At 69.6% G+C, this 26,837-nt stretch carries 22 protein-coding genes and 1 pseudogene; 4 read left to right on the forward strand and 19 right to left on the reverse strand.

Annotated features, from left to right (window positions below):
• Window position 1 precedes the first annotated feature (1 nt).
• The 13 genes and pseudogenes from ACJMNC_RS11060 to lspA form a co-directional block, all read right to left on the reverse strand.
• Window positions 2-1,156 (reverse strand): MlaD family protein, encoded by a 1,155-nt coding sequence (locus ACJMNC_RS11060; RefSeq protein ID WP_408948010.1) that lies wholly within the window; start codon window positions 1,154-1,156, stop codon window positions 2-4.
• A complete protein-coding gene (locus ACJMNC_RS11065) occupies window positions 1,156-2,253 on the reverse strand; it encodes an MlaD family protein (protein ID WP_408948011.1) in 1,098 nt (365 codons plus the stop codon). Before ACJMNC_RS11065 ends, ACJMNC_RS11060 begins: the two co-directional genes overlap by 1 nt.
• Complete coding sequence (locus ACJMNC_RS11070; RefSeq protein WP_408948012.1) at window positions 2,250-3,374, reverse strand: MlaD family protein; 1,125 nt, start codon at window positions 3,372-3,374, stop codon at window positions 2,250-2,252. The genes ACJMNC_RS11065 and ACJMNC_RS11070 overlap by 4 nt, the downstream gene beginning before the upstream one ends.
• The gene (locus ACJMNC_RS11075) at window positions 3,368-4,318 is read right to left on the reverse strand and encodes an MCE family protein (protein WP_408948173.1); all 951 of its coding nucleotides are present in this window, start codon (window positions 4,316-4,318) and stop codon (window positions 3,368-3,370) included. The genes ACJMNC_RS11070 and ACJMNC_RS11075 overlap by 7 nt, the downstream gene beginning before the upstream one ends.
• 110 nt (window positions 4,319-4,428) lie before the next feature.
• Window positions 4,429-5,466, reverse strand: a complete 1,038-nt coding sequence (locus ACJMNC_RS11080; protein ID WP_408948013.1) for an MCE family protein — start codon at window positions 5,464-5,466, stop codon at window positions 4,429-4,431.
• On the reverse strand, window positions 5,466-6,767 hold the full coding sequence (locus tag ACJMNC_RS11085; protein WP_408948174.1) for an MlaD family protein: 1,302 nt from the start codon (window positions 6,765-6,767) through the stop codon (window positions 5,466-5,468). Before ACJMNC_RS11085 ends, ACJMNC_RS11080 begins: the two co-directional genes overlap by 1 nt.
• A gap of 12 nt (window positions 6,768-6,779) precedes the next feature.
• On the reverse strand, window positions 6,780-7,646 hold the full coding sequence (locus ACJMNC_RS11090) for an ABC transporter permease (RefSeq protein WP_408948014.1): 867 nt from the start codon (window positions 7,644-7,646) through the stop codon (window positions 6,780-6,782).
• Between the two features lies 1 nt (window position 7,647).
• Window positions 7,648-8,502: pseudogene (locus tag ACJMNC_RS11095) on the reverse strand (MlaE family ABC transporter permease).
• Window positions 8,503-8,781: 279 nt separating this feature from the next.
• Window positions 8,782-10,167 carry a threonine ammonia-lyase IlvA gene (ilvA, locus tag ACJMNC_RS11100; protein ID WP_408948015.1) on the reverse strand — a complete coding sequence of 462 codons (1,386 nt, stop codon included), beginning with the start codon at window positions 10,165-10,167 and terminating at the stop codon, window positions 8,782-8,784.
• The gene (locus tag ACJMNC_RS11105) at window positions 10,145-10,396 is read right to left on the reverse strand and encodes a hypothetical protein (protein WP_408948016.1); all 252 of its coding nucleotides are present in this window, start codon (window positions 10,394-10,396) and stop codon (window positions 10,145-10,147) included. Before ACJMNC_RS11105 ends, ilvA begins: the two co-directional genes overlap by 23 nt.
• A 55-nt stretch (window positions 10,397-10,451) precedes the next feature.
• Window positions 10,452-13,991: a DNA polymerase III subunit alpha gene (dnaE, locus tag ACJMNC_RS11110; protein WP_408948017.1), complete on the reverse strand. Its 3,540-nt coding sequence runs from the start codon at window positions 13,989-13,991 to the stop codon at window positions 10,452-10,454.
• A 111-nt stretch (window positions 13,992-14,102) separates the two neighbouring features.
• Window positions 14,103-15,032: an RluA family pseudouridine synthase gene (locus tag ACJMNC_RS11115; protein WP_408948018.1), complete on the reverse strand. Its 930-nt coding sequence runs from the start codon at window positions 15,030-15,032 to the stop codon at window positions 14,103-14,105.
• Window positions 15,029-15,691 carry a signal peptidase II gene (gene lspA / locus ACJMNC_RS11120; protein WP_408948019.1) on the reverse strand — a complete coding sequence of 221 codons (663 nt, stop codon included), beginning with the start codon at window positions 15,689-15,691 and terminating at the stop codon, window positions 15,029-15,031. The genes ACJMNC_RS11115 and lspA overlap by 4 nt, the downstream gene beginning before the upstream one ends.
• Before the next feature lie 63 nt (window positions 15,692-15,754).
• Here lspA and ACJMNC_RS11125 point away from each other — a divergent pair, with 63 nt between their 5' ends.
• Window positions 15,755-16,747 carry a hypothetical protein gene (locus ACJMNC_RS11125; RefSeq protein ID WP_408948020.1) on the forward strand — a complete coding sequence of 331 codons (993 nt, stop codon included), beginning with the start codon at window positions 15,755-15,757 and terminating at the stop codon, window positions 16,745-16,747.
• 90 nt (window positions 16,748-16,837) lie between these two features.
• Here ACJMNC_RS11125 and ACJMNC_RS11130 read toward each other — a convergent pair whose 3' ends face one another.
• Window positions 16,838-17,425, reverse strand: coding sequence for a hypothetical protein (locus tag ACJMNC_RS11130; protein ID WP_408948021.1), 588 nt, complete (start codon window positions 17,423-17,425; stop codon window positions 16,838-16,840).
• Window positions 17,426-17,599: 174 nt separating this feature from the next.
• On the opposite strand from ACJMNC_RS11130, the gene ACJMNC_RS11135 reads away from it, so the two are divergent.
• Window positions 17,600-18,538 carry an asparaginase gene (locus tag ACJMNC_RS11135; RefSeq protein WP_408948022.1) on the forward strand — a complete coding sequence of 313 codons (939 nt, stop codon included), beginning with the start codon at window positions 17,600-17,602 and terminating at the stop codon, window positions 18,536-18,538.
• Between the two features lie 20 nt (window positions 18,539-18,558).
• Here the strand turns inward: ACJMNC_RS11135 and ACJMNC_RS11140 are convergent, their stop codons facing one another.
• Both ACJMNC_RS11140 and ACJMNC_RS11145 read right to left on the reverse strand, forming a co-directional pair.
• Window positions 18,559-19,959, reverse strand: a complete 1,401-nt coding sequence (locus ACJMNC_RS11140; protein WP_408948175.1) for a DNA polymerase IV — start codon at window positions 19,957-19,959, stop codon at window positions 18,559-18,561.
• Between the two features lie 94 nt (window positions 19,960-20,053).
• Window positions 20,054-20,512: a nitroreductase/quinone reductase family protein gene (locus ACJMNC_RS11145; protein ID WP_408948023.1), complete on the reverse strand. Its 459-nt coding sequence runs from the start codon at window positions 20,510-20,512 to the stop codon at window positions 20,054-20,056.
• Between the two features lie 98 nt (window positions 20,513-20,610).
• Between ACJMNC_RS11145 and ACJMNC_RS11150 the strand changes: the two genes are divergently transcribed.
• A complete protein-coding gene (locus ACJMNC_RS11150; protein ID WP_408948024.1) occupies window positions 20,611-21,426 on the forward strand; it encodes a TetR/AcrR family transcriptional regulator in 816 nt (271 codons plus the stop codon).
• Here ACJMNC_RS11150 and ACJMNC_RS11155 read toward each other — a convergent pair.
• Complete coding sequence (locus ACJMNC_RS11155; protein WP_408948025.1) at window positions 21,368-21,559, reverse strand: hypothetical protein; 192 nt, start codon at window positions 21,557-21,559, stop codon at window positions 21,368-21,370. The two genes, ACJMNC_RS11150 and ACJMNC_RS11155, sit on opposite strands and share 59 nt — an antisense overlap.
• An 85-nt stretch (window positions 21,560-21,644) precedes the next feature.
• Here ACJMNC_RS11155 and ACJMNC_RS11160 point away from each other — a divergent pair, with 85 nt between their 5' ends.
• Window positions 21,645-22,424, forward strand: a complete 780-nt coding sequence (locus ACJMNC_RS11160) for an SGNH/GDSL hydrolase family protein (RefSeq protein ID WP_408948026.1) — start codon at window positions 21,645-21,647, stop codon at window positions 22,422-22,424.
• A 44-nt stretch (window positions 22,425-22,468) separates the two neighbouring features.
• Here ACJMNC_RS11160 and ACJMNC_RS11165 read toward each other — a convergent pair whose 3' ends face one another.
• Together ACJMNC_RS11165 and ileS are read right to left on the reverse strand one after the other, a co-directional pair.
• The gene (locus tag ACJMNC_RS11165) at window positions 22,469-23,332 is read right to left on the reverse strand and encodes a phosphatase PAP2 family protein (protein ID WP_408948027.1); all 864 of its coding nucleotides are present in this window, start codon (window positions 23,330-23,332) and stop codon (window positions 22,469-22,471) included.
• 14 nt (window positions 23,333-23,346) lie between these two features.
• Window positions 23,347-26,643: an isoleucine--tRNA ligase gene (ileS, locus tag ACJMNC_RS11170; protein ID WP_408948028.1), complete on the reverse strand. Its 3,297-nt coding sequence runs from the start codon at window positions 26,641-26,643 to the stop codon at window positions 23,347-23,349.
• Window positions 26,644-26,837: the final 194 nt, after the last annotated feature.

Consider the following 26,837-nt stretch of genomic DNA (forward strand, 5'->3'; position numbering starts at 1 on the left):
CTCAGTTCAGCGGAACCGTGCGTCCGTTCGGATCGTAGTCCGCCGGCGGCCCCGCCGTGTCGTCCCCCTCCGGGCGCGGAGCCATCGCCGCACCGCGCCGGAGCAGATCCGGATCGGCCTGCACACAGTACAGGTTGGTGGGCACCGAGGCCTCCTGGATCACCGTGGGCCGGGTCGGGGTGACCGGGTAGTTGCAGTACGGGCGCGGGAAGATCGATCCGAGCGCCCACCAGGCCCCGTGATGGAACATGTTCTGTGCGGCCGCCGAACCGTCGCGCACCGACGGCAGCAGCTCGGCCAGGGCCGGAGCCCGCAGCGCGCCCTGCCTGCCGATGTCGATGAGCTGGCCCATCACGTCGGTGATCGGGTCGGTGATGGTGTCCACCGAGCCGGCCAGGCTGGTCAGCCGCCCGGGACCGGTGCCCAGCAGGGTGCGCAGTTCGGCATCGGCCGCGGTGGCGCCGTCGACCAGGCTGCTCACCCCGCCGACCAGCCGCGAGAAGTCCGGCTGCACCTGCGCGGTGGTCTTGAAGATGGTGCCCGCGTCCTGAATCAGCGAGGTGGTCTGCGGCATCACCTTGTACAGATCCGCGAAGACCGTGCCGGCCGCGTTGAACAGGGTCCGCAACTGGTTGGGGCCCTGATCGTTGAGCGCGATGGTCAGTTCGTCGAGCGCGCCGCTGAGTTTGCCGGTGTCGACCTGGGCGATCACCTCCATGCTCGCCTGCAGCATGTCCGAGAACGGCACCGTGTGCTTGGTCTGCACCGGCTCGATGACGTCGCCGTTGCGCAGATACGGTCCGTCCGCGGTCTCGGGCACGACGTCGACGAACTGCTCGCCGGCACCGGACAGCGCAAGCGCCGAGAAGGTGGCGTTCTTGTTGATCTTGTACTGCTTGTCGAGGCTGAGCCGGACGTCGACGGTGTGTGCGGTCACCTTCAGCGATTCGACGTCGCCGATCTCCACCCCGCGCAGGGTGACCTTGGAGGTCTCCTGCAGGCCGCCGGAGATCGGGAACTTGACCGTCACCTCGTAGCGGCTCTGCCACGGCCGCCAGCCGAGCGAGCCGAACGCCAGCCACGCCAGCCCGAGCAGCATCACCAGGAACAGGGCGATGTTGCCGAGCAGGATGTGGTGTTTACGCAGCCAGGCCATCAGCGCGCACCCCCGCTCGCGGTGAGCCTCGCCAGCAGCGTGGTGAGGGTCTGCTGCAGACTCTCCGAGGCGTTGTCGACGTCGGTCAGCTCCGGCAGCCGCGAGGCCGAGTCGAAGCCGGCGCCGGGGGTGAGCCAGTAGAGCTTGCCCGACACCGTGGCCGCACTGCCCGAGGTCGACTTGACCCACTTGGGCACCAGGGTGACCAGCCGGTCCATCATCGGTCCGAGCTTGGGTGCGGTCGTGTCGAGCGCCACCAGCAGCTCGTTGAGGTGGGTGAACAATTCGATCAGATCCGACTTGCCGGTCTTGAGGAAGTCACTGGTCGCGGCGGTGACCGTATTGGTCTTGTCCAACGTGTCCAGGATCGACTGCATCTGATTGTTCACCGCGTCGATCGCCGGCGGAAGCTTGTTGATGCTCGCCGCGATCTGGGCGCGGCCGTCGGAGAGCTCCCCGGTGAGCTCGGCGGTGGTGGCCATCGCCTGATCCACCTCGGCCGCGTTCTTGTTGAACTTGTCGATCGCCTCGGTGAAACCGGTGATGGTACCGGCCAGTTCGGTGGAGTTGCCGGAGACCGCCGTGCTCAGTTCGGTCATGATCCGCTGCAGCGAGCCCACCGAGCCGGAGTCGACCTGCGCGGTGATGCTCACCAGCAGATCCTCGACCGTGGCCGCGGCCGATCCGTCGCCGGTGAGGGTCTGCCCGTCGCGGGCCGGCACCGCGGCGTTCTCGGCCGGCGGCAGCAGGGCGACGAAGACGTCGCCGAGCGGAGTCGCCTGGCGCAGTTCCGCATTCGAGTTCAACGGGATCTGCACCTTCTTGGACACGTTCATCGTGACGATGGCGCGGTAGTTCTTGACCGCGATGTCGGTCACCTCGCCCACATCGGTGCCGCCGAGCCGAACCTTGGCCTGGCCGGGCAGATTCAGGGCGTTCTCGAACTCGGCCTTGATCGAGACCGAGTCGCCGATGTCGCCCGGCGCGGGCAGCGGGATCTGCTCGACGGTGATGCCGGGCACGGCACCGCAGGCCGTCAGGCTGATCGTGGTGGCCAGCGCGACGGCGGCGGCGGCGAGTCTCTTGGTGCCGATCATTTCTCCATCAACCTCAGCAGCGATGAGTAGACGCCCAGATCGGGGCCGAAGTCGGCGAGCTGACCGGTGCGGCAGCCGTTCTTCTGCAGGTTGATCGCCTCGCAGAAGCGGTTGACCATCTCGTTGTCGAGCAGCGACTTGTCCAGCAGCACTTGGGCACGCCAAGCGCCCTGCTCGGCGGAGACGGAGTTGGTGAGGTTCTGGAACAGCAGCGGCCCCAGGTCGATGGTCTCGACGACCTGCCGTGAGTAGTCGGACAGGTTCTCGATCAGCGAGGAGAGCCGCCCGGTCGCGTCGCCGAGCGTCCCGGAGTTGGCCTGCAGGAACTCGGCGGTGTTGGCCAGGGTGGTGTTCACGTTGGCCAGCGTCGCGTCCAGACCCGGTGCCTGGTCGCCGAGCATCTCGGCCACCCGGGTGATCGAGTTCGAGAACGACAGCATCTTCGGATAGTTGTCGGTCAGCGCGGTGGTCAGCGAGCTAGTCGCCTTGATGATCTGCGCCAGGGCATCGCCGTTGTCGGCGGTGGTGCGGCCGGCCGCGGCCAGCGCGGCGAGTGCATCCTTCATCCGCTGCCCGTTGCCGTCCGCGATACCGGAGCTGATGTCGACGAAGTCGGCCAGCGGACCTTCGCCGGGGGCGTCGCCGGACAGGTTCTCCACCAGCGAGTCGATCGAGTCGAACAGGGTGTCGAGCTCCACCGGCGCCTTGGTGTCGGTCACCGTACCGCCCGGCGAGAGCTTCTCGCCGCCCTGATACACCGGCGTGAGCTCGATGTGCCGGGTGGTGACGATGGAGGTGTTGACGATCGCCGCCGTAACATCCTTGGGCAGGGTGATGTCGTCGTCGACGCTGAACTCCACCTTGACCCGGGTGGCCTCCGGCGTGATCGACAGCACCCGGCCCACCGGCATGCCGAGGATCGCGATGTCGTTGCCGGCGTACAGGCCCGGCGCCCGGTCGAAGTAGGCCGTGTACTTCTCGGCCTGGCCGAAGGTGACCTGCCAGCTGTCCGGGAGCAGCGAGCAGCCGCTGAGGCCGAGCACGGCCGCGGTGATCAGCGCGATCGCCGCCGGCACGCCGCGGCGGCCGGACCGCCGGCGGGAGAACAGTCGATTCAGCATCCGTCCACCACCCGGGCCAGGCAGAGCCAGTTGTCGGGGAAGATGCCCCACGGCAGATAACCGGTGGCGTACGGACCGTCGCCGGTCAGGTTGACCACCGTGCGGGCGGTGATCGGCAGGATGTCGAGCAGGTTGCGCAGGTTGTCCCGGTTCTTCTCCAGACCCTGGGTGATGGTGTTCAGGTTGGCCATCACCGGCGCGAACTGATTCCGGTTCTCCGCGGCCAGGGCGGTGGCCTGCTCGGTCATCTCCGCGACCCCGTCGAGCAGCCGGGTGACCAGTTGTTCGCGGGCGGTGATCTTCCCGGCCAGCTGCGAACCCTGCCCCACGATCACCGACAGCTGCTGCTGGCTGGCGTTGACCTGATCGGTGATCGCCTGGGTGTCCTTGATCAGCTGGTTGACCTGATCGGTCCGGTTGTTGAGCACGTCGGCCATGTCCGTGAGCGCGTCGAGGGTCGGCGCGGCGATCGCCGGGGCGCCCTGCAGCTGCTTGTTGAGCGAGGTGATGCTGGCGGCCAGTTCCTCGTCGTCGATGCCGGCCAGGATCGGGGTGCCCTTGGCGAGTGTCTGCTGCAGGTCGTAGGGCACCCGGGTCTCCTCGATCGTGCCGTTGGGCGCCTCGTGGGCGCCGTCACCGAGTTCGAGGTCGATGAAGCGCTGACCGAGCAGCGTGGACATCTTGATCTCGGCGGACCCGGTGTCGGTGACCTTCACGTCGTCGTTCACCCGCATGGTGATGGTGACGTGGTCGCCGGCCAGTTCCGTGCCGGAGACCTCGCCGACGTCCACGCCGGCCACGCGCACCTTGTCGCCGGGCCGGATGCCGCCCGCCTGGGCGAAGTCGGCCGAGTAGGTCCGCTTGCCGATGCCGAGCTCCTTGAAGCCGACGATCGCCACGATCAGCGCGATGATCACCACCAGGCCGATCAGGCCGTACCACATCAGCCGCCGGCTGCTCGGGCCGCGTTTGGCGTTGTGCCGGCCGCCGGCCCCCTTCGCTGCGGCCGCCCCGGTTTCAGCGGAACTCTGCTTCTCAGTCATCGGCTTCTCGCTCATCGGCACACCACCGAATGGTTCTCTCCACCGATCTTGTTGATCAGTCCCGGCGGCAGCAGAACGTCGCCGATGGCGATGTCGAGGTCGCAGAGATAGATGTTCAGATACGCACCCTGGCTCATCACCATCGGGAAGTGCACGAAGAACTCCGGCAGCAGGTCGGCACCCTTGTCGAGCTTTCCGCCGATCCGGATCAGTTTGTCGGTGGCGGTACGGGCGTAGGTGCCGGCCGACCGCAGCTGGCTGCGGCTCTGCGTGAGCACGTCGCCGAAGCCCTCGGCGGTCTGCCCGATCAGGTCCACCGAGCGCCCGAAGGCCTGCGAGTTCCCGTTCAGGTTCTCCACCAGCGCCGATGCCGAGGTCAGCAGGGTGCTGATCTGATCGCCCTGGGAGGCCATCTCCCGCATCACCGACGACAGCCCGTTGATGATCTCGCCGAGCACCTGGTCCCGGTCGGCCATGTCCTCGGCGAGCTGCCCCACCTGCGCCACCGTCTGGGTGAGCGCCACCTGGTCGCCCTGGAAGGTCTTGACCAGCGACTCGGAGAGTCCGTTGACCTGTTCCGGGGTGAGGGTGTCGAAGACCGGCTGGAAGCCGGCGAGCAGCCGGGTCACGTCGAACGAGTCCTCGCCGGGCAGATCCAGCTTGGCGCCCTTCGAGAGCTTGGTGCCGGGCACCTGACCGTCGAGGCTCAGCGCCAGATAGCGCTGCCCGATCAGATTCTGGTAGCGGATGGCCGCACGGGTGTTGTCGTAGACCGGCTGATCGTTGAGCACGCTGAAGCTCACCTTGGCGGTGTCGCCGTCGAGGTCGATGGACTGCACGCGGCCCACCCGCACGCCCGCCATTCGCACGTCGTCGCCCACCGACAGTCCGGAGGCATCGTTGAAGGTGGTGGTGAAATCGCCGGTGGGGCCGTCGATGGTCCGCTCGAGGGTCGACCAGATCAGGTAGGTCAGCAGCAGGGCGACCACGGCGAAGATGCTGAAACCCAGCAACGGCTTGCGGATACTCGCTTCGGCACTGCTGCTCATCACCGGCCTCCCTTCTTCGTCGGGGCGGCGCCGGAGACCAGCGGTCCGAGCATCAGCGTGTCTGCGGCGCCGGGCCTACGGCCGAGGGCCGCGCCGAGGGTCTCGTCGTCCTGTTTGGTGGTCACCGTGCCGGCGACGGTGCGGCGCTGCATGTCCTGCGGGTACACCCGCAGCGGCCCGGAACTGGTGGGACCGGTGCCGGTGCCCGGGCCCACACAGCCCGGCCCGCGCAGAGTGCCGTACTTGCCGCCGTTGTACACCGGGCAGTTCAGTCGGCTGTAGCGCTCGAAGGCGCCGAAGCTGACGCCGATGTTGAGCTGGACGTGACCGTTGACGCCGGTGAACACCCCGAGCACGCGGCCGGCCAGCACGTACAGCTGCTCCACGGCCTGCGGCATGGCGTCGGGCTCGTAGACCAGCGCGCCGAGGGAGGTGTTCAGATCGGTCACCACCCGCTTGCCGGCGTCCCCGTTGCGGGCGAACAGCGTCTGGGTGGTGTCGAGCAGTCCCTGGCCGCCGGCCAGCAGGGCGGTCAGGTCCTGTTCCTTCTCGGCGACGGTGATCGCCGGGACCACCGACTTGCCGAGTGCGTCGAGCAGTTCGGGAGCCGACGAGGCCAGTCCGCTGACCGAGCGGTTGAAGTTCTCGAAGCCGGACGGCGCGCCCGCCGGGAACTGCGCGTTGAGGTTCTTCCAGTAGTCGTCGAGCACGCCGACGAAGGTGTTGAAGACGTCGCCACCGCCCTGCAGGGCGTCGGCGATGGTGGTGAGCACCATGCCCAGGTCCTCGGCCGGCACGGCCTGCAGGAGTTTGCGCAGGTCGTTCTGGGCGTCCTGCAGCCGCACGGTCGGCTCGGAGGTGTCGGCCCGCACGGTGTCGCCGGAGGTCAGGTGATCGCCGCTGGCGGTGACGCCCTCGGCCAGCAGCAGCTGCACCGAGTTCACACCGAACAGGTTCGAGGGCACGGTCCGGGCGGTCACGTTGGCCGGAATGCCCGAGGACTGATTCTCGTCGAGTTCGATGTCGACCTTCTTGAGCGCGTCCGCACCCGAACTGCCCTCGGGCACCGACACCGAGGCGACGCTGCCGACGATCAGCCCGTTGTAGCGGACGTCGGCACCCGAGATGAGGCCGTCGCCCACGTCGTTGAGTTCGGCGGTGACCGTGGTGTAGCTGTCGAATTTGCCCTCGTAGCGCATCATCAGCAGCACCAGCACCACCACGGCGACGGCCAGGAAGGCCAGTCCGCGCAGGACGTAGTCGCGGATCGACGGATCGCGGCCGCCCACATCGATTCTCACCATGGTGCCCGCCTACCCCGAGATCCTGATGCCGGCGGTGGTGCCCCAGAAGACCAGGGTCATGATCAGGTTCGCGAAGACGATGGTGATGATCGACAACCGGATCGCGTGACCGGCGGCGATCCCGACGCCCTCCGGCCCGCCCGAGGCGAAGTACCCGTAGTAGCACTGGATGAACGTGGTCAGCAGGACGAAGACGATCACCTTGAGGAAGGACCAGACCACGTCCTGGGACAGGATGAACTGCTGGAAGTAGTGCAGGTAGGTGCCCGTGCCCTGACCGCTCTGCAGCTGGAACATCAGCTGGGCGGCCAGGTAGTTGGCGGCCAGCGAGATGGCGTACAGCGGGATGATCGACAGCACCGCGGCGGCCATCCGGGTGGTCACCAGGTACGGCAGCGGCCGGATCGCGATGGATTCGAGGGCGTCGATCTCCTCACTGATCCGCATCGAGCCCAGCTGTGCGGTGAACCGGCAGCCGGACTGGGCGGTGAAGGCGGTGGCGGCGAGCAGCGGGGCGATCTCGCGGGTGGTGGCGAACGCCGACAGCGCACCGGTGACCGGCGACATGCCGAGCAGGTTCAGGGCGGTGTAGCCCTCGATACCGACGGTGGCGCCGCCCATGATGCCCAGGATCACCATGACGCCCACGGTGCCGCCGCCCACGACCAGCGCGCCGTTGCCCCAGGCCACGTCCGAGAGCAGTCGCCACACTTCCTTCTGGTAGTGCCGGAAGGTGATGGGCGCCAGACCGATCGACTTCACCAGGAAGGTGATCAGGTGCCCCATGGCGACGAGGCCGTCGCGCGGGTACTCCCACAGCTTCTTGAGCCAGCCGAAGGGGCGCAGGGCCGGCGCGGTGTACCGCGATGCCGTCACGTCACACCACCTTCGCCGGGACGACGAGGGCGAAGATCTGCGTGAGGACCACGTTGACCGTGAACAGCAGCAGCACCGAGTTCACCACGGCCGCGTTCACCGAGTTGGCCACCCCGGCCGGACCACCGCTGGTCTGCAGTCCGCGGTCGCAGGCGACGATCGCCACGATCGAGCCGAAGATGACGGCCTTGATCAGAGCGAAGATCAGGTCGGAGGTGCCGGCGAAGGAGGCGAAGGTGCCGGTGTAGCTGCCCGGTGTTCCGCCCTGGAAGTAGACGTTGAACAGGTAGCCGGTGATGAAGCCGACGAAGCAGACGAAGCCGCAGAGCAGGAAGCTGACGACCATGGTGGCCAGCAGCCGCGGCGAGATCAGCCGCTGCACCGGGTTCACGCCCATCACCTTCATCGCGTCGATCTCGTCGCGGATGGTGCGCGAGCCGAGGTCGGCGGCGATCGCCGAGCCGACGGCGCCGGCCAGCAGCAGCGAGGTGACCAGCGGGGCGCCCTACCGGATCACGCCCAGGCCGGTGGCCGCACCGGAGAACGAGGTGGCACCGATCTGGCCGGCGATGTTGGACACCTGGATCGAGACGATGACCCCGATCGGGATGGCCACCAGCAGCGTCGGGAAGACCGACGTCGACGACATGAACGCGCACTGCCGGACGAATTCCTTGAACGGGAACTGCCGCTTGACGATGTCGGTGAACAGCGCCTTGAAGACCTCGACGAACATCGCCAGCTGACGACCGAAGGTTTCGAAGGACTTGACGATGTGGTCGTTGAACCACTTTCCCGGTCCGGATGCGGACCAGCGGCGGGGAGCCGGAACGGCACTTGCGGTGTCTGCGCTCACTCCCCTGCCTTCACGCTCGTCGACGCTTTTGCGGAACGGTGTTCCGGCCCCGCGCAGGCCGCCTCGCGGGCGACCGTGGCTAGCAATATACAGAACACTGCGACACAGATGTGTTCGCCATCACTAGTTTGCGGAGCTGTGACCCGGGCGTCTGACGGCTGATGCAGGTGGGGCCGTATCCGGCGGATCAAGCGGACCGAGGTGCTAATTACCGACGGGTAGCGCCCGGGCGCGTCGTACGGCGTGTCGCGTCAGCGTGTCGCGAACGGTGTCGTTCGTTCAGGTGAGGTAGCGGTATGCCGGAGTGCCCGGTTCGAGGCGTTCGACCTGAAGCCGGGAGCGCGCCATGCGGTCCTGCAGGCCGGGCAGCGATGCCGGGTCGCCGAGCTCGATGCCCACCAGTGCGGCCCCGGTCTCGCGGTTGTTGCGCTTGACGTATTCGAAGAGGGTGATGTCGTCGTCCGGGCCGAGGACCTCGTCGAGGAAACGACGCAGCGCACCGGGCTCCTGCGGGAAGTTCACCAGGAAGTAGTGCTTGAGTCCGCGGTGGACGAGTGAGCGTTCGATGATCTCGCCGTAGCGCGAGACGTCGTTGTTGCCGCCGGAGACCAGCGCCACCACATCGGCGTCGGGCGGCAGGGCCAGCTCGGCGAGCACGGTGGCCGCCAGCGCCCCGGCCGGCTCGGCGATGATGCCCTCGTTCTGGTACAGCTCGAGCATCGTCGAGCAGATCGCGCCCTCGTCGACATGGGTCACCAGCACTCCGCCCGGCTCCACCCGGGCCTCCCGCCGACCGATCACCGGCACCGCCGGGGTGCCCGGGATGCTCGCCAGTACCGGGTGGTCCACGACCACCGCACCGGCGGCCGCCATCACCGAGTGCCCGAGGCTCCCGATGCGTTTGACCGAAGCGCCGTCGACGAACGGATCCACCTCGTCGAGGGTGTGGGGTTCACCGGCCACCAGCGCGGCCGCCAGGCTCACCGCCCCGCGCGGCTCGACGGCGACGATGGACACGTTCGGGTCGAGGGCCCGCAGGTAGGTGACGATGCCGGCCAGGCAGCCGCCGCCGCCCACCGGCAGGACCACCACGTCCGGGACCCGGCCGAGCTGGTCGACGATCTCCAGGCCGATGGTGCCCTGTCCGGCCGCGGTGCGCGGATCGTCGAAGGCGTGGATCCAGGTGGCGCCGGTGCGCAGCACGTCGGACTGGGCCGCCGAGGCCGCCGCGTCGTAGGTCTCCCCCACGGCGATCAGCTCGACGAAGTCCTTGCCGTGCCAGCGGATGCGATCGCGCTTCTGCTTGGGGGTGGTGGTCGGGACGTAGATGCGGCCGTGCACCCCCATCGTGGCGCAGGCGAAGGCCACGCCCTGCGCGTGGTTCCCGGCGCTCGCGGCCACCACCCCGGCCTCGCGTTCGGCGGGGGTGAGCTGCGCCATCACGTTGTAGGCGCCGCGGATCTTGTAGGACCGCACCGTCTGCAGGTCCTCGCGCTTGAGGTGGACGGCGGCGCCGGTGTTCTGCGAGAGCCGCGGCGTCTTCTCCAACGGGGTCCGCGCCACCACGCCGTCGAGCCGCCGGGCGGCCTCTTCGATGGCCGCGACGGTCAGTCCGGGATCGACGGGTTCGACGGCGGGCCGGTCAGTATCGGATGTCGCGCTCACGGTTTCTATGGTCGCACCGACGGGCTGCGAGGCTGCGCTCGCCCCACCAGACGACGACCATCGCCGCACCCGCGAGCCATGCGGCCAGGGAACCGGAGCCGCCGAGGGCCAGCACGAGCGGAACCACCAGGACGGCCACGACGAGTGCGTGCAGCTTGTGCAGCGGCCAGTCGACACCGAAGACCGTCGCCGCGGGCAGTGCGGTCGCCGGCTCGTTGAGGGTGGTCATGACACCAGTATAACCACAACCGCAGGGAAAGTTTCGGCTGTCCGAAACAAAATGCTCAGCCGGCCAGGCAGCTCGGTCCCAGCAGCGCCTTCAGGTCGCCCATCAGCGCCGACGACGGAGTGACCCGTAGCGCCTCGGTGAGCCGCAGCTGGGTCTGATTGCGCTCACTCACCAGCGTGACGTGCACATCCGAGGTGCCCGGATGGCGGCTCAGCACCTGTTTGAGGGCGGTCACCTTGGCCGGGGTGCAGGCGCGGGCGGTGAGCGTGAGGCTCAGCGGTTTGCTCGCGCCGGCCGCAGACAGGTCCGGCACCGCCAGATCGTTGGCGCTGATCATCGTCGAATCGTCGCGCTTGTTCACCCGCGCCTTGACCAGCACGATGTTGTCGACCGTCAGGTCCATGCCGTACACGGAGAAGGCCCGCGGGAAGAAATAGACCTCCACCCCGCCGACCATGTCCTCGATGGTCACCGCCGCCCACGGCTCACCCTTCTTGTTCACCCGCCGGGTGACCGAGCTGATGATGCCGCCGATGGTGATCTGTGCGCCGTCTTTGACCTGATCCTCGAGCAGCGCAGAGATCGCGGTGTCTGTCTGCGCCGACAGCGCGTGCTCGATGCCGGCCAGCGGGTGACCGGACACGTACAGGCCCAGCATGTCCCGTTCGAGCGCCAGCTTGTGCTTGGAGTCCCACTCTTCGTCGGGCACCTTGACCGCGAAGACCTCGCCGAGCGAGTCGTCGCCGCCGGCATCGCCGAACAGGTCGAACTGGCCGATCGCCTCGGCCTTCTTGGTGCTCAGCACCGAGTCGACGGCGTCGGCGTGCACCAGGAACAGGCCCTTGCGGGGATGCTCGAGCGAGTCGAAGCCGCCGGCCTTGATCAGCGACTCGGTGACCTTCTTATTGCAAGCGGTCACGTCGATCTTGGCCAGATAGTCCGAGAACGTGGTGAAGGCGCCCTTCTCCTCGCGGGAGGCGATGATCGAGGCGACCACGCCGCTGCCCACGTTGCGGATGGCGGCCATGCCGAACCGGATGTCGTCGCCGACGGCCGCGAAATCGGCGCGCGAGGCGTTCACGTCCGGCGGCAGCACCGTGATACCCATCTTGCGGCAGTCCGCCAGGTAGATCGCGGACTTGTCCTTGTCGTCGCTGACCGAGGTGAGCAGGCCGGCCATGTACTCGGCCGGGTAGTTCGCCTTGAGATAGGCGGTCCAGTACGAGACCAGGCCGTAGCCGGCCGCGTGCGACTTGTTGAACGCGTAGCCGGCGAACGGCAGCACCGTGTCCCAGAGCGCCTTGATGGCCTGTTTGGAGAAGCCGTTGCCCTGCATCCCCGCCTCGAACTTGGCGAAGTTCTCGTCGAGGATCTCCTTCTTCTTCTTACCCATCGCTCGGCGCAGCAGGTCGGCTTCGCCGAGCGAATAGCCGGCCACCTTCTGCGAGAGCTGCATGATCTGCTCTTGGTAGACGATCAGGCCGTAGGTCTCGGCGAGGATCTCCTTGAGCGGCTCCTCGAGCTCCGGGTGGATCGGCTTGACCTCCTGGAGCCCGTTCTTGCGTTTGGCGTAGTCGGTGTGCGCACCGACGTCCATCGGGCCCGGACGGTACAGCGCCAGCACGGCGACGATGTCCTCGAAACCGGTGGGCTGCATCATCTTGAGCAGTTCGCGCATGCCCGCACCGTCGAGCTGGAACACGCCGAGGGTGTCGCCGCGGGCGAGTAGTTCGTAGGTCTTGGCATCGTCGAGCGGCAGTTTGTCCAGGTCCAGGTCGATGCCCCGGTTGGCCTTGATGTTGTCCAGGGCATCACCGATCACGGTGAGGTTGCGCAGACCCAGGAAGTCCATCTTCAGCAGGCCGATGGCCTCGCAGGAGGGATAGTCCCAGCCGGTGATGATCGCGCCGTCCTGGGCGCGCTTCCACACCGGGATGGCATCGGTGAGCGGCTCACAGGACATGATCACCGCGCAGGCGTGCACGCCGGCGTTGCGGATCAGGCCCTCGAGGCCGAGCGCGGTGTCGTAGATGCGTTTGACGTCCGGGTCGGTCTCGATCAGGGTCCGCACCTCGGCGGCCTCGCCGTAGCGCTCGTTGGACGGATCGGTGATGCCGGCGACGGTGATGTCTTTGGCCGCGACCGGCGGCGGCAGCGCCTTGGCGATGCGGTCGGCGATGGCGAAGCCGGGCTGGCCGAACTGGACGCGGGCCGAGTCCTTGAGCGCGGCCTTGGTCTTGATGGTGCCGAAGGTGATCACCTGGGCGACCTTGTCGCTGCCCCACTTCTCGCTGGCGTAGGTGATCATCTCGCCGCGGCGGCGGTCGTCGAAGTCGATGTCGATATCGGGCATCGACACGCGTTCGGGGTTGAGGAACCGCTCGAACAGCAGACCGTGCGGGATCGGATCGATGTTGGTGATGCCCAGCGCCCAGGCCACCAGTGAGCCGGCGGCGCTGCCTCGGCCGGGCCCGACCCGGATCCCCACCTCGAGGGCGTGGGCGATCAGGTCGCCGACCACCAGGAAGTAGGCCGGGAAGCCCATCTGGTTGATCACCGTGAGCTCGTAGTCGGCGCGCTCGGCGTAGTCCGCCGGGACCGGGCCGCCCTCGAACCGGCGGTCCAGTCCGGCGAGCACCTCGCGGCGCAGCCACGACTCCTGGGTGTGGCCGTCGGGCACCGGGAAGACCGGCATCCGGTCGCGGTGGGTGAAGACCTCGGAGTAGGACTGCACCCGCTCGCCGATCTCCAGCGTCGCATCACAGGCCCCGGGCACCACGTCGTCCCAGAGCGCGCGCATCTCGTCGGCCGATTTGAGGTAGTAGCCGTCGCCGTCGAACTTGAAGCGGGTCGGATCGGAGAGGGTCTTGCCGGTCTGCACGCACAGCAGCGCCTCGTGGGCGGAGGCGTGCTCGCGGGTCACGTAGTGGCAGTCGTTGGTGACCAGCGGTTTGATGCCGAGTTTGCGGCCGATCTCGAGCAGGCCGCCGCGGACGCGCTGCTCGATCTCGAGACCGTGCTCCATGAGCTCGAGGTAGAAGTTGTCCTTGCCGAAGATGTCCTGCCACTTGGCGGCGGCCTCGAGGGCCTCACGGTCGTGTCCGAGCCGCAGCCGGGTCTGCACCTCGCCGGACGGACAGCCGGTGGTGGCGATGATGCCCTCGGCGTGCTCGGCGATGATCTCGGCGTCCATACGCGACCACTTGCCCAGCTGCCCCTCGATCGAGGCCAGCGAGGACAGTTTGAACAGGTTCCGCAGACCGGTCGCGTTCTCGGCGACCATGGTCATGTGCGTGTACGCACCCGAGCCGGAGACGTCGTCGCTCTTCTGGTCGCGGCTGCCCCACAGCACGCGTTTGGTGTTGAACCGCGACTCCGGGGCGACGTAGGCCTCGATGCCGATGATCGGTTTGATGTCGTGCTTGATCGCCGTGTTGTAGAACTCGCTGGCACCGAACATGTTGCCGTGGTCGGTCATCCCGATCGCCGACATGCCCAGCCGCTGCGCCTCGGCGAACAACGGCGCGACCTTCGCGGCGCCGTCGAGCATCGAGTACTCGGTGTGGTTGTGCAGGTGGACGAACGACCCGGACACTCGGCGGCTCCTGATGCATCGCGGCTGATGGAAACTGCGGGAACGACCCCCACTCTAGGCGGCCCCTCCGACAGTACCGGCGCGGCTCGCCCGCCTGTGACGGATGAGGCGTCACGGCTCCCGGAGAACCGCCAACGCATGCTCCAGATCGGCGGGATAGGGTGCGGTGAATTCCACACGCCGGCCGTCCGCGGGGTGGGCGAAGGAGAGCGATCGGGCGTGCAGCCACTGCCGGTCCAGGCCCAGCCGGGTGGCGAGTTTCGGGTCGGCGCCGTAGGTCGGATCGCCGACGCACGGGTGGTGCAGCGCCGAGAAGTGCACCCGGATCTGGTGTGTGCGACCGGTTTCCAGGTCGATGTCGAGCAGGCTGGCTGCGGCGAACATCTCCAGGGTCTCGTAGTGCGTCACCGACTCCTTGCCGTTGCTGGTCACCGCGAAGCGCCAGTCCGAGCCCGGATGCCGGCCGATCGGCGCATCGATGGTGCCCTCCGGCGGATCCAGGTGTCCCTGGACCACCGCGTGATAGACCTTGTCGACGGTGCGCTCCTTGAACGCCCGCTTGAGCACGCTGTACGCGTGTTCGGACGCCGCGAGCACCATCGCTCCCGAGGTGCCCACGTCCAGCCGCGAGACGATGCCCTGCCGCTCGGCCGCCCCCGAGGTGGCGATCCGGAAACCCGCCGCGGCCAGCGCACCGACCACGGTCGGGCCGGTCCAGCCCTGCGAGGGATGTGCGGCCACTCCCGGCGGCTTGTCGACGACGATGATGTCCGAGTCGTGATAGAGCACGTCGAGGTCCTCGACCGGGGTGGGCTCGACGCGCAGCGGCCGGACCGGTTCGGGCAGGGTCACGTCCAGCCAGCGGCCGGCCGCCAGTTTGTGCGACTTGCCCACGGGCACACCGTCGACGGTGATGTCGCCGGCGTCGGCCAGGCCGGCCACCACCGTGCGGGACAGTCCGAGCAGCCGGGACACCGCGGCGTCCACCCGCAGTCCGTCGAGCCCGTCGGGCACCGGCATCGATCGTGATTCGCGGCTCATCGCTGCTCCCCAGTTCCCTGCTCTCCAGTTCCCTGCTCTCCAGTTCCCTGCTCTCCGGTTCCCTGCTCCCCTGCGTCTGGGCCTCCGGCCGGCTGGTCGTCGTCGCTGAATCCGGGCTCGTGCCGGGCCGCCCAGCCCGATCGGCTGCCGTCGTAGTCGTAGCCGAGCAGGGTGAGCACCACCAGCAGTACGGCGCCGCAGACCACCGCCGAGTCGGCGACGTTGAACACCGGCCACCAGCCCACCGAGACGAAGTCGACGACGTGCCCGCGCAGCGGGCCGGGTTCGCGGAAGATCCGGTCGGTCAGATTGCCCAGCGCCCCGCCGAGCACCAGCCCCAGTCCGATCACCCAGCCGAGCGAGCCGAGCCGGCGGCTGTACCGGATGATCACGGCCACCACCGCCAGGGCCACGAAGGTGAGGATCCAGGTGTAGCCGGTCGCCATGGAGAACGCCGCCCCGCTGTTGCGGATCAGCGTCAGCGTGACCGTGTCACCGATGATCTGCACCGGATCGGCCGGATCCAGGTAGTCCACCGCCAGCGTCTTGGTCAGCAGGTCCAGCAGATAGGCGGCCAGCGCGGTGACCGCGAGCACGACGAGCAGGGTGCGGGAGGACGAGGCGCGGGCGCCCGATGCGGGCGGCGCGGGTTCAGTCATACCGTCGATTGTTCCGCACGGCGCCTGCCGGTGCCGCGACCGCCCCGCACTAGGGTGATGGGCGTGATGTCCTCCTCCCGCTCCGGCCGGTTCCGCGGCCTGGTCCCGCTGTCCGTCGCCGTGACCGCCGCACTGACCCTCGGGGCGTGCTCGTCCGGCGGCGAAAACACCCCGGCCGACGACGACGGCGGGTGCGCCCGCACCAGCACCTCGGCCGCCGCGGGTGTCCGTCCGATCAGCATCTCGCCGGCCGCGGTGACGGTGCTCGCGCCGGGCGACGGCGAGCGGCGGGTGCCGGCGCCCGAGCCGGACCTCCAGAGCCCGCAGCAGGTACAGCTGAGCACCGAGAGCACCGAGGTCTCCGTGGCCCCGGGCAGCGACCAGGAGCAGGCCGATCCGGAGAACGGCGGCGTGCAGAACACCGTCGAATCGCTGACCGTGCCGCTGACGGCGCGGGCCGGCTGCGAGAACACCGACGACCTGGAGATGACGCTGGGCAGCCCGCAGTCTCCGGACGAGGCTCTGCAGCCGGGGCTGCCGGCCATGGACGGCACCCGCAGCGGGGTGACCTACCGGGACGGCCTCAATCCGACCAGCCTGCGCATCCTGCCGGCCGACGGTTCGGAGGCGCCGGCCCAGCGCGCCGTCGAACAGTCGCTGGTCAACGCCTTCACCCACGCGGTGCCGCTGCCGACCACCGCGGTCGGCCTGGGCGCGCACTGGCGGGCCACCCGCACCGTCTCGTCGGCCATCACGGTGGCCCAGACGATCGACGTGGTGCTCAAGCGCTGGACCGGCCGGGTGCTCACGCTGGAGGTGAAGGTGGACGAGAGCCCCGCCGATTCGACCTTCCGGATCCCCGGATCCACCGAGACCCTGCAGGTCAGCCGGTTCGCGAATGCGGGCTCGGGGACGCTGACGGTGGATCTGGGCCGGCTGCTGCCCACCGGCGGTGAGCTGACGATGGCCGGCGCCCGGGAACTGGTGGGCGCCGATCCGGGCCGGCCGATCCTGCAGCGCACCGGCTTCACCATGTCCTGGAAGACGGCTTCCTGATCTGCGGGTGCGCCCGCCCCGCAGAGACGACGATCCTCCCGCCGGCGCGGCCGGACGGGAGGATCGCTGCGTTGCGGGACCGCGGAGCGGTCAGTTCGCCGACGAGGTCTTCGACGACTTCTTGGACGTGGTCTTCTTCGACGAGCCGGTGGTCTCGTCCGCGCACAGCGGGGACTTCACGTCGCCGGAGCTCAGCAGCGGGCACACGGTGGACTTGGCGAGCTTCCAGCGGCCGTTGTCGTAGACGATTGCGGCGTCGACCTTGGTCGGCGGGTTGTCCGGCAGCTTCACCTCCACCTTGACCTTGGCCTTGCGCGGGCCGTCGCTGATCACCGGGCGCTTGATCTCGTAGGTCACGTCCGGGTTGTCCTCGGCGACCGTGACCAGCTGATCGAACAGGTCCGGGTCCACCTCGGAGCCCTCGACCAGGTTGGTCTTGTCCGCAGCCGGGATCTTGGGGTTGAGCGCCTTCTGCAGCATCTCGTTGAGCACCTCGACGCTCGGCCGCTTGGACGCATTGGTCAGCTGCGCGTCCAGGCCGTCGTCGGCGGCGGTCGAGGCCGACGACGAGGTCGTCACCTCGGGCAGCCCCGAGTCGTCGTCGCCACCGCCACACGCGGCGGTCGCGGCCACGGCCGCAGCGGTCACACCCACCATCACGAACTTGCGAAACTTCACCGATCATCCTCCATAAGCCTCTGCCCGGCCGTCCTCCTGGGCGCGGGCTCACCCAACTATGCCAAAAGAATCCGCCTGCGCGCATTGTGCACACGGGCGGCCAGGCCCGCCGGGCCACCGATCCCCGGCCCCGACCCACGGGCAGCCGGCCGTCATTAGTGACAGAATCAGGCCATGAGTCCACGTCAGGTTGTGATGATCACCACCGGCGGCACCGCCGCCTCCCGCACCACCGAGGACGGCGCGGTGCCCGTGCTCACCGCCCGGGAGTTGATTCCCGAGACCGTCTCGCAGGTGCAGGTGCGTCCCGTGGATCTGATGAACGTCGATTCGTCGGCGATGACGGTGCATCAGCAGTTCGAGGTGGTCCGGGCGATCGCCGAGGCGCTGAGCGATCCGGCGGTGGACGGCGTGGTGGTGGTGCACGGCACCGACACTCTGGAGGAGACCTCCTATCTGGCCGACTGCTTCGCCGACGATCCGCGGCCGGTGGTCTTCACCGGCGCCCAGTATCCGGCCGATCACCGACTCTCCGACGGTCCGGCCAACATCGCCGCGGCGATCGATCTGGCCGCCGGCCCCGACTCCCGCGGCCGCGGCGTGCTGATCGCCCTCGGCGGGCGGGTGCTGGGTGCTCGAGGCTCGTTCAAGGCGTCGACCACCGAGGTCACCGGCTTCGACACGGTGCACCCGGATCTGCCGCGGCCCCTGGTGGCCGCGGAGGTTCCCGGGGCGCTCCCGGCCCGGGTGGATCTGCTGGCGCTGTATCCGGGCGTCTCGCCGGGGACCATCGCCGCGGCGGTCGCCCAGCGCGCCGCGGGCATCGTGCTCTCGGCCACCGGCTCGGGCAATACCCATCCCGACATCACCGCCGAGGTCACGCTGGCCGTCCGCCGGGACGTCCCGGTGGTGGTCTCCACCCGGGTGCCCTACGGCGAGGTCGAACCCACCTACGGCGGCGCCGGCGGCGGGGTGGCACTGTTCCGGGCGGGCGCGATCTTCTCGCACTGGCTGCGTGCACCCCAGGCCCGGATGGCACTGATCGCCCTGCTCACCGCGGGCGCGAGCCGCAGCCAGATCGCCGATTTCTTCGCCGCCTCCGAACCCTCGTAGAGCGGGTCGATCAGGGCGGGTCAACCGTCGGATCCGCCTGTCCCGCCGGGCATCTCGGCACCGGTCTCGCCGGTGCCGTCGCCGCTCGGGTCGAGGTCGGGCCAGTCCAGCGAGTCGAGTGGATCGGCCGGGGTCAGTCCCGGTTCGGGCAACCGGAAGGTGACCGCCCGGCCGGGCCCGGTGGTGCGGGTCTCGAAGCGGACGGTGACGAAGCCGTGGCCGCCGCCCTGCACCCAGCCGTGTCCGTGGTCGCGGTGCGAGACGTCGGCGCCGGTGGGCCAGTGGTCGGTGTCCGGCCGCGGTCCGGCCTGCACCCCGGGCGCCGGCGGCCCGCCCTCCCGGTAGGCGGCACCGGTGGCCGCGCCGGCGGCCGGGTCGAGGGCGGCCGGATCGTCGAAGAGGGCGTACTGCTCGGCGTCGGTCAGGCCCGAGTAGCTCACCCCCACCAGGCGGATCGGCCCCACCTCGAGCGGGTCGAGCACGATGCGCTGGGCCGCGGCGGTGAGCACGTCCAGGTCGGTGCTGGCGGCCGGCATGGTGATCGACCGGGTGAGGATGGACATGTCGGCGCGGCGCAGCTTGACCACCACGGTGCGGGCGCCGCGGCCGTCGTCGAGCAGCCGCCGATGCGCGCCGGCCGCCGCACCGGCGACGGCCGAGCGCAAGCCGGGCAGGTCGACGATGTCGGTGGCGAAGGTCGATTCGGCGCTGATCTGCTTGGCGACGGCCCGCTCGGCCACCGGCCGCTCGTCGATACCGCGGGCCAGCCGGTGCAACGCCGGCCCCACGGTGCCGCCGAGCACCGAGGCCGCCTCGGCCTCGGTCATGGCGGCGAACTGACCGATGGTCTCCACACCGAGCCGGGCCAGCCGGTCGCCGGAGACCGGACCGATCCCCCAGAGTTTGCGCACCGGCAGCCCGTGCAGGAACTCGATCTCCCGGCTCGGCGCGATCACCGCGAGCCCGTCGGGTTTGGCCAGCCCGGAGGCGATCTTGGCGATCTGCTTCCCGGAGCCGAATCCCACCGAGGCCGGCAGCCCCACCTCGTCGCGAATGGCCGCGCGCAGGGTTTCGGCGAAGGCGCGGGCCTGCGCCGCGGTACCGCCGGCGAGCTCGGCCGGTTCGGCGAAGGCCTCGTCGAAGGACAGCGTCTCGATCACCGGGACATGGCGCCGGATGATGCCGAAGACCCGGCCGCTGACCGCCCGGTACACCGCCCCGCGCGGCGGCAGGATCACCGCCGACGGTCCGACCAGCCGGCGCGCCTGGTGCATCGGCATCGCGGAGTGGGCGCCGAAGGCGCGGGCGGCATAGCTGGCTCCGGCCACGACGCCGCGGCCGCCGGCCCCGCCGACGAGGACCGGACGGCCGGCCAGGGTGGGCCGGGTCAGTTCCTCCACCGATGCGAAGAAGGCGTCCATGTCGATGTGCAGCACCCAGCGCCCGCTGCGCTCGAGGTCCTCGGACGGATCCACCTCGCCAGCCTATCGGGGCCGGACGCGGCGCCCGCCCCGGCTACGTCCCCGGCCGGGCGTGGAAGACCGGCAGCGCGTCGAGGTGCCGACGCAGGGTCGGCGCGGCGTCGCCGGGAGTGATGCCGTCGGGCAGCAGACCGGCCACCTCCCAGCCCCAGCGCTGCAGATAGCGCTCGATCACGGCGAGTTTGATCTCCGGATCGGTCACCTCGGCCAGGTGGACGGCGGTGACCGAGCGGCCGCGGCGCAGCTGTGCCTGCGGATGGGCCCGGGCGTTGCGCACCCAGTCGGTCTCGCCGCGCGGTGCGACGAGGTACTGCTCGCCGCCGAGCCGGAGCGGATTGACCGGTACCCGGTGCTCGGCACCGGTACGCCGGCCGCGCACGGTCAGCGTCCGCGCCCCGGCCAGGCTCACTCCGAGATCGGCGAGTCCCCGGACGACGGCGTTGAGGGCTCGTTCGCGGCGGCGCAGGCCCCGGTGGGCGGTGTGGGCAGTCATGGTGTTCCCCAATCTGTGAGCGGCGCTCTCGTTTCAAGTGTGCGCGCCCCGGGCGAGGAATTCAAGAGCACCGCTCTCATTCGTGGCAGGATCGGAGCATGACCGGAACGCGAGCCCGCCGACGCCACGAGATCGAGCAGCAGATTCTGCAGCTAGGCCGACGACAGCTCGCCGAGTCGGGTGCGGCGGCGCTGTCGCTGCGGGCCGTCGCCCGGGAGCTCAACATGGTCTCCTCGGCCGTCTACCGCTACGTCGAGAGCCGCGACGAACTGCTCACCCGGCTCGTCGTCGCCGCCTACGACGACCTCGCCGACACCGTGGACGAGCAGCTTGCGGCCACCACCGCGGACCCGGCCGAGCGGCTGGCCGCCGCCGCGACGGCGGTGCGGTCCTGGGCGGTGGCCCATCCCGCGGAGTTCTCCCTGCTCTACGGCAGCCCGGTGCCCGGCTACCACGCGCCGGCCGAGCGCACCGGCGGTCCGGGCACCCGGGTGATCGGCGTCCTGCTGCGCACCCTGGCCGACGCCGAGAACACCGCCGCGACCTCCACTGCGGGCACCACCCCTGCGAGCCCCGCTACTGCGAGCCCCACTACTGCGAACTTCGGACCCGCACCGGACGCGCCCCTGGCCGGGGAACTGCAGGCGGTGGCCGACGAGTTCGGCGCGGTGCTGAGTCCGGCCGCGGCGATGCGCGCGATCGCCTTCTGGGGCTGGCTGATCGGGGCCGTCGGGCTGGAGGTGGCCGGCGGCTACGGCGCCGACACCTTCAGCGATCCGCAGGCGGCGTTTCAGGCTCAGCTGTCCGGGCAGCTCGCCGCGCTGCTCGGGAGCGGCCCGGATGGTGCGGCGAGCGCTACGGAGCCGACCGGCGGCGCGACCGGCACAGCCGCAGGACGTCGTCGGCCGAGCTGATCAGCCGGTCCATCTCCTCCCCGCCGTCACAGGTGCGCAGGGAGACGGTCACCGTCTCGCCCACCGGGCCGAGCACCTGCCACAGCGCACCGGACTCCTCCCAGCGGAGCAGGCGGTCGAGGTCGTCGGACATGCCCCCATTCCAGCACGACGAGCCGCCGCCGCGCGGAAACCGGCGAGTCGTGGATCACATCGGGGCCGCGCGTACCGTGACCCGGGTGAGCTTTTCGCGGTATGTGGCATTGGGAGATTCGTTCACCGAAGGCGTCGGGGATCCGGCACCGGACCTGCCGAACGGGGTCCGCGGCTGGGCCGACCGGGTCGCGGCCGCCCTGGCGGCCGGCGAGCCCGACTTCGGCTACGCCAACCTCGCGATCCGCGGCCGCAAACTCGGCCCGATCCTGACCGAACAGATCGAGCCGGCCATCGCCCTCAACCCGGATCTGATCACCCTCTACGCCGGCGGGAACGACGTCCTGCGGCTCTCCGTCGACATCGACGCGCTGATGGCGAGCTACGACGAGGCCGTCGCCCGGCTGGTGGACACCGGCGCCCGGGTCGCGATCTTCACCCCGCACGACACCGCCGGCGGCGGCCGGCTCTTCGACGCGCTGCGCGGACGCTTCGCCATCCTCGCCGAGGCGGTCCGCGAGATCGCCGACCGGCGCGGTGCGGTGATCGTCGACTTCTGGCGGCTCGAGGACTATCGGGACTGGCGGCTCTGGGACACCGACCGCCTGCACATGTCGCCGGCCGGCCACCAGCGGATGGCGATCGCCGTCCTCGACGCCCTGGGCGTGGCCCACGACCTGGCACCGCTGCCGCTGGCCGAGCTGCCGGAGTCCTCCCCGCGTGAACAGTTCGCCGAGAACCTGCGCTGGACGCGCGAATTCCTCGGTCCGTGGCTCGGCCGCCGCCTGCGCGGCACCTCCTCGGGCGACGACATCACCCCGAAGTACCCCGACTACATCCATCCCGCCGCGCTCGCCACCGCCTGACGACGGCCCGGCCGGTCACGGCCGGGCCTGCCGGGATGCGGCGCTCAGCCGCGGGTCACGGTCTCGAACCGGTACCAGCCGTACCAGGCCAGCAGGAGCGCGAACACCGAGCCGGCCGAGGCGATCGAGTCGGCCCCGAGGAACAGGTTGTAGTCGGCCGTCTCCCCCGCCTCCTGGCCGGCGCCGACCACGGTCAGCAGCACCCCGGAGGCCGCGACCAGCAGACCGAACAGCGCGAGCAGGGTCACTGCGAGCGCGCGCAGCGGCGCCCGCCGGCCGGGAACCGGGCGGACCAGCCCGAGCCGCGCCAGGATCAGCGCCCCGACCGCCGCACCGATCAGCGCCATCGCATTGCCGCCGACGGTGTCCGAGGCCCGGTGCCAGCGGGCGATCACCGTGTAGCCGCCGATGCCGATCGCCCACAGGCCGACGACGATCATCGCCGGGGTGCGCCAGCGCCAGGGCACCACCACCAGCACCCCGCAGGCCACGGCCATCGCCACCGTGGTGTGCCCGCTGGGAAAACTGTTGTGCAGGATCGAATCCGGGGCGTCGACCAGCTCCGGACGCGGCAGCACCCAGCGTTTGAGGACCTCCGTGGCCACGACCGGTCCGCCGATCGTGGCGACTCCCGCGCAGGCGAGCCACCAACCCTCCCGGATCAATCCGATCAGGCCCACGATCGCTACCGCGACACCCAGGCTGGTCACCGTGATGGTGGCGAGCACCTCGTCGGCGCCGGTCACCTCGGCCGGGTTCACCTGCAGGGCGCCCCGCAGTGCGGCGTTCTCGAGCCGCTGGCCGGTCGCGGTGCGCACGGCCAGCACATAGGCCGCGCACAGCACGGCGGTCGCCAGCAGGGCGAGCAGCAGCCAGCGCCGGCGGAAGCCGGCCGTCTCGATGCCCATCGTCGAGCCCACGGTCAGCCGGCCCGGTGCAGGTCCACGGTCACGCCGTCGCCGAGCTCGGTGGCCCCGGCCGGCGCGTCGTCCGCCGAGTCCACGGTCAGCTCCGTCGCCAGCACCTCGCCGGCGATCAGCGCGGCGTGCTCACGCGCGGTGGCCACCCGATCGGCCGGCACCACCAGCCGCACCGTGATGCGGTCGCTGATGTCCAGGCCGGCGTTGCGGCGGGCGTCCTGCAACTCGCGCACCCGGTCCTTGGCCCAGCCCTCGGCTTCGAGCGCCTCGGTCACCGTGGTGTCGAGCACCACCAGACCGCCGCCCCCGGGCAGCTCACCGGTCGAATCCGGTTCCACTGCAACGAGTTTGCGAGTGAACTCCGCGCCGCGCAGTTCGATCCCGTCGGCCACGACCACATCCTCACCGGTCTCCGGATCGGTCACCAGTTCCCAGTTCCCGGATTTGACCGCCTTGATGGCGCGCTGCACGTCCTTGCCGATCCGCGGGCCGGCCGCCCGCGCATTCACCGCCACCTCGATGCGGCCGTAGGCGTCCACGTCGGTGCTCAGCGCCACCTGCTTGACGTTCATCTCGTCGGCGATCAGATCGGTGTAGGGCGCCAGTGCCTGCGCCTGCGGGGAGGCCACGGTCAGACCGGCCAGCGGCAGCCGCACGCGGAGCTTGTTGGCCTTGCGCACCGCCGAGGAGACCGAGCAGACGGACTGCACCTGATCCATGGCCGCCACCAGGTCGGCGTCGGCGGGCAGCTCACCGGGCTGGGGCCAGTCGGTCAGGTGCACCGAACGCCCGCCGGTCAGCCCGCGCCACATCGCCTCGGTGGCCATCGGCAGCAGCGGTGCGGCCAGCCGACCGGCCACCTCGAGCACCGTGTAGAGGGTGTCGAAGGCGTCCGGATCCTGGTCCTGTCCGGCCCAGAACCGGGCCCGGGAGCGGCGCACGTACCAATTGGTGAGCGCCTCGCAGAACAGCCGGAACGACTCGCAGGCACCGGCGATGTCGTAGACGTCGAGCGCCTCGGTGATCTCGTCGCGGGTGGCGGCCAGCTTGGCCAGGATGTAGCGGTCGAGCACGTGGGTCGAATCGGTGCGCCAGGTGGCCGGCCGCTCGGCGTAGAGCTGCAGGAAGCTGTAGGCGTTCCACATCGGCAGCAGCGCCTGCCGCACACCCTCGCGGATGCCGCGTTCGGTGACCACCAGGTTGCCGCCGCGCAGGATGGGGCTGGCCATCAGGAACCAGCGCATGGCGTCGCTGCCGTCCCGGTCGAAGACCTCGTTCACGTCCGGATAGTTGCGCTTGGACTTGCTCATCTTCTGGCCGTCGTCGCCGAGCACGATGCCGTGGGCGGCCACCGTGCTGAAGGCCGGGCGGTCGAAGAGCGCGGTGGCCAGCACGTGCAGGTTGTAGAACCAGCCCCGGGTCTGGCCGTTGTATTCGACGATGAAGTCGCCCGGATTGTGCGGCAGCACCCCGGTGGCCGGGTCGCCGTCGAACCAGTCGGCGTTCTCGAACGGATAGTGGACCTGCGCGAACGGCATCGAGCCGGATTCGAACCAGCAGTCGAGTACCTCGGGCACCCGGCGCATGGTGGAACGCCCGGTCGGATCGTCGGGATTCGGCCGGGTCAGCTCGTCGATGTAGGGCCGGTGCAGATTGTCCGGACGCACCCCGAAGTCGGCCTCGAGCTGATCGAGGCTGCCGTAGACGTCCACCCGCGGGTACGCCGGATCGTCGGAGATCCAGACCGGGATCGGCGCCCCCCAGTACCGGTTGCGGCTGATGTTCCAGTCCTTGGCGCCTTCGAGCCATTTGCCGAACTGTCCGTCGCGGATGTGCGACGGCGACCAGACGATCTGCTGGTTCAGTTCGAGCATCCGCTCCTTGATCGGCTGCACGGCGACGAACCAGGACGGCACCGCCATGTAGATCAGCGGCTGACCGGACCGCCACGAGTGCGGATAGGAGTGTTCGATGGTCTCGTGCCGCACCACCCGGCCCTGCTGGGCCGCACCGGCCCGCGGGCTCTGCGGGTCGGCCGCCTTGAGGTCCCTGATGATCTCGGGGTTGGCGTCGAAGACCATCAGTCCCTGGTAGTCGGGCACCTGTTCGGTGAACCGGCCGCCCGGATCCAGCGGCTGGACCACCTCGATGCCGTTGGCGACGCTGACGTCCATGTCCTCTTCACCGAAGGCCGGCGCCAGGTGCACCACGCCGGTGCCCGAGTCGGTGGTCACGTAGTCGGCCAGCAGGATCCGGTGCGCGTTGGGGTGTCCGAGGAAGTAGCCGAACGGCGGACGGTAGTGCAGCCCGGCCAGCTCCCGGCCGGTGTAGGTGCCCACGGTCTCGGTCTCGCCGAACTCGCGGCTGTAGCCGCCGACGAGGGCGGTGGCCAGCAGGTACTCGCCGCCGTCGGCGGTCCGCACATGCGAGTACTCGACGTCCGGGTGCACCGCGATCGCCAAGTTGGACGGCAGGGTCCAGGGCGTGGTGGTCCAGATGACGGCGTTCACCCCGTCCAGAGCCGCCAGCGGGGCGTCGGCCTCCACCACCAGCGGCATGGTCACGGTCAGCGCCGGATCCTGCCGCATCCGGTAGGCATCGTCGAGCTTGGCCTCCTGATTGCTCAGCGGGGTCTGCTCGTACCAGGAGTACGGCAGCACCCGGTAGCCCTGATAGATCAGCCCCTTCTCGTGGAGACTCTTGAACGCCCACATCACCGATTCCATGAAGTCGATGTCGAGGGTCTTGTAGTCGTTGTCGAAGTCCACCCAGCGGGCCTGCCGGGTCACGTACTCCCGCCACTCGCCGGTGTAGCGGAGCACCGAATCACGGCAGTAGGCGTTGAACTTCTCCACGCCCATGGTCTCGATCTGCGCCTTGTCGGTGATGCCGAGCTGCCGTTCGGCTTCGAGTTCGGCGGGCAGGCCGTGGGTGTCCCAGCCGAAGCGGCGCTCGACCTTCTTGCCGCGCATGGTCTGGTAGCGCGGCACGATGTCCTTGACATAGCCGGTGAGCAGGTGCCCGTAGTGCGGCAGGCCGTTGGCGAACGGCGGGCCGTCGTAGAAGACGAACTCCGGGGCGTCGGCGCGGTTGGCGATGGACGCGGCGAAGGTGTCGTCGGCGGCCCAGTAGTCGAGAACCCGGCGTTCGAGTTCCGGGAACGACGGGGCGCCGCGGTCGGCGCCGCCGGTCAGATCGACCAGCGGGTAGGCGCGCTGCGATCCGGTGCGGTCGCCGGTCTCGGGCTGGTGATCCTGCTGCTCGGTCAACGTCTCTTCACTCCTCGTGCCTGCGGACATCGCTGTCACTCGTTTGGCACGGGGACGCCGGATCTGCGAGAACCGTCGCGGTACCACCCCGCTTGCGCCGTGGCCGGCGCCTCTCGGTGAAGAGCCGCACGGAGGCGGTCTTCGGCGGCGATCACGGGCCGCACCCGCCCGGTTCTACTGGGGACGCACACGCATCCTGTTCTTCCGGGTGCTCCCCGGTGATG

Origin of the sequence: Gordonia sp. VNK21 (assembly GCF_046098115.1) — a bacterium.
GTDB lineage: Bacteria > Actinomycetota > Actinomycetes > Mycobacteriales > Mycobacteriaceae > Gordonia.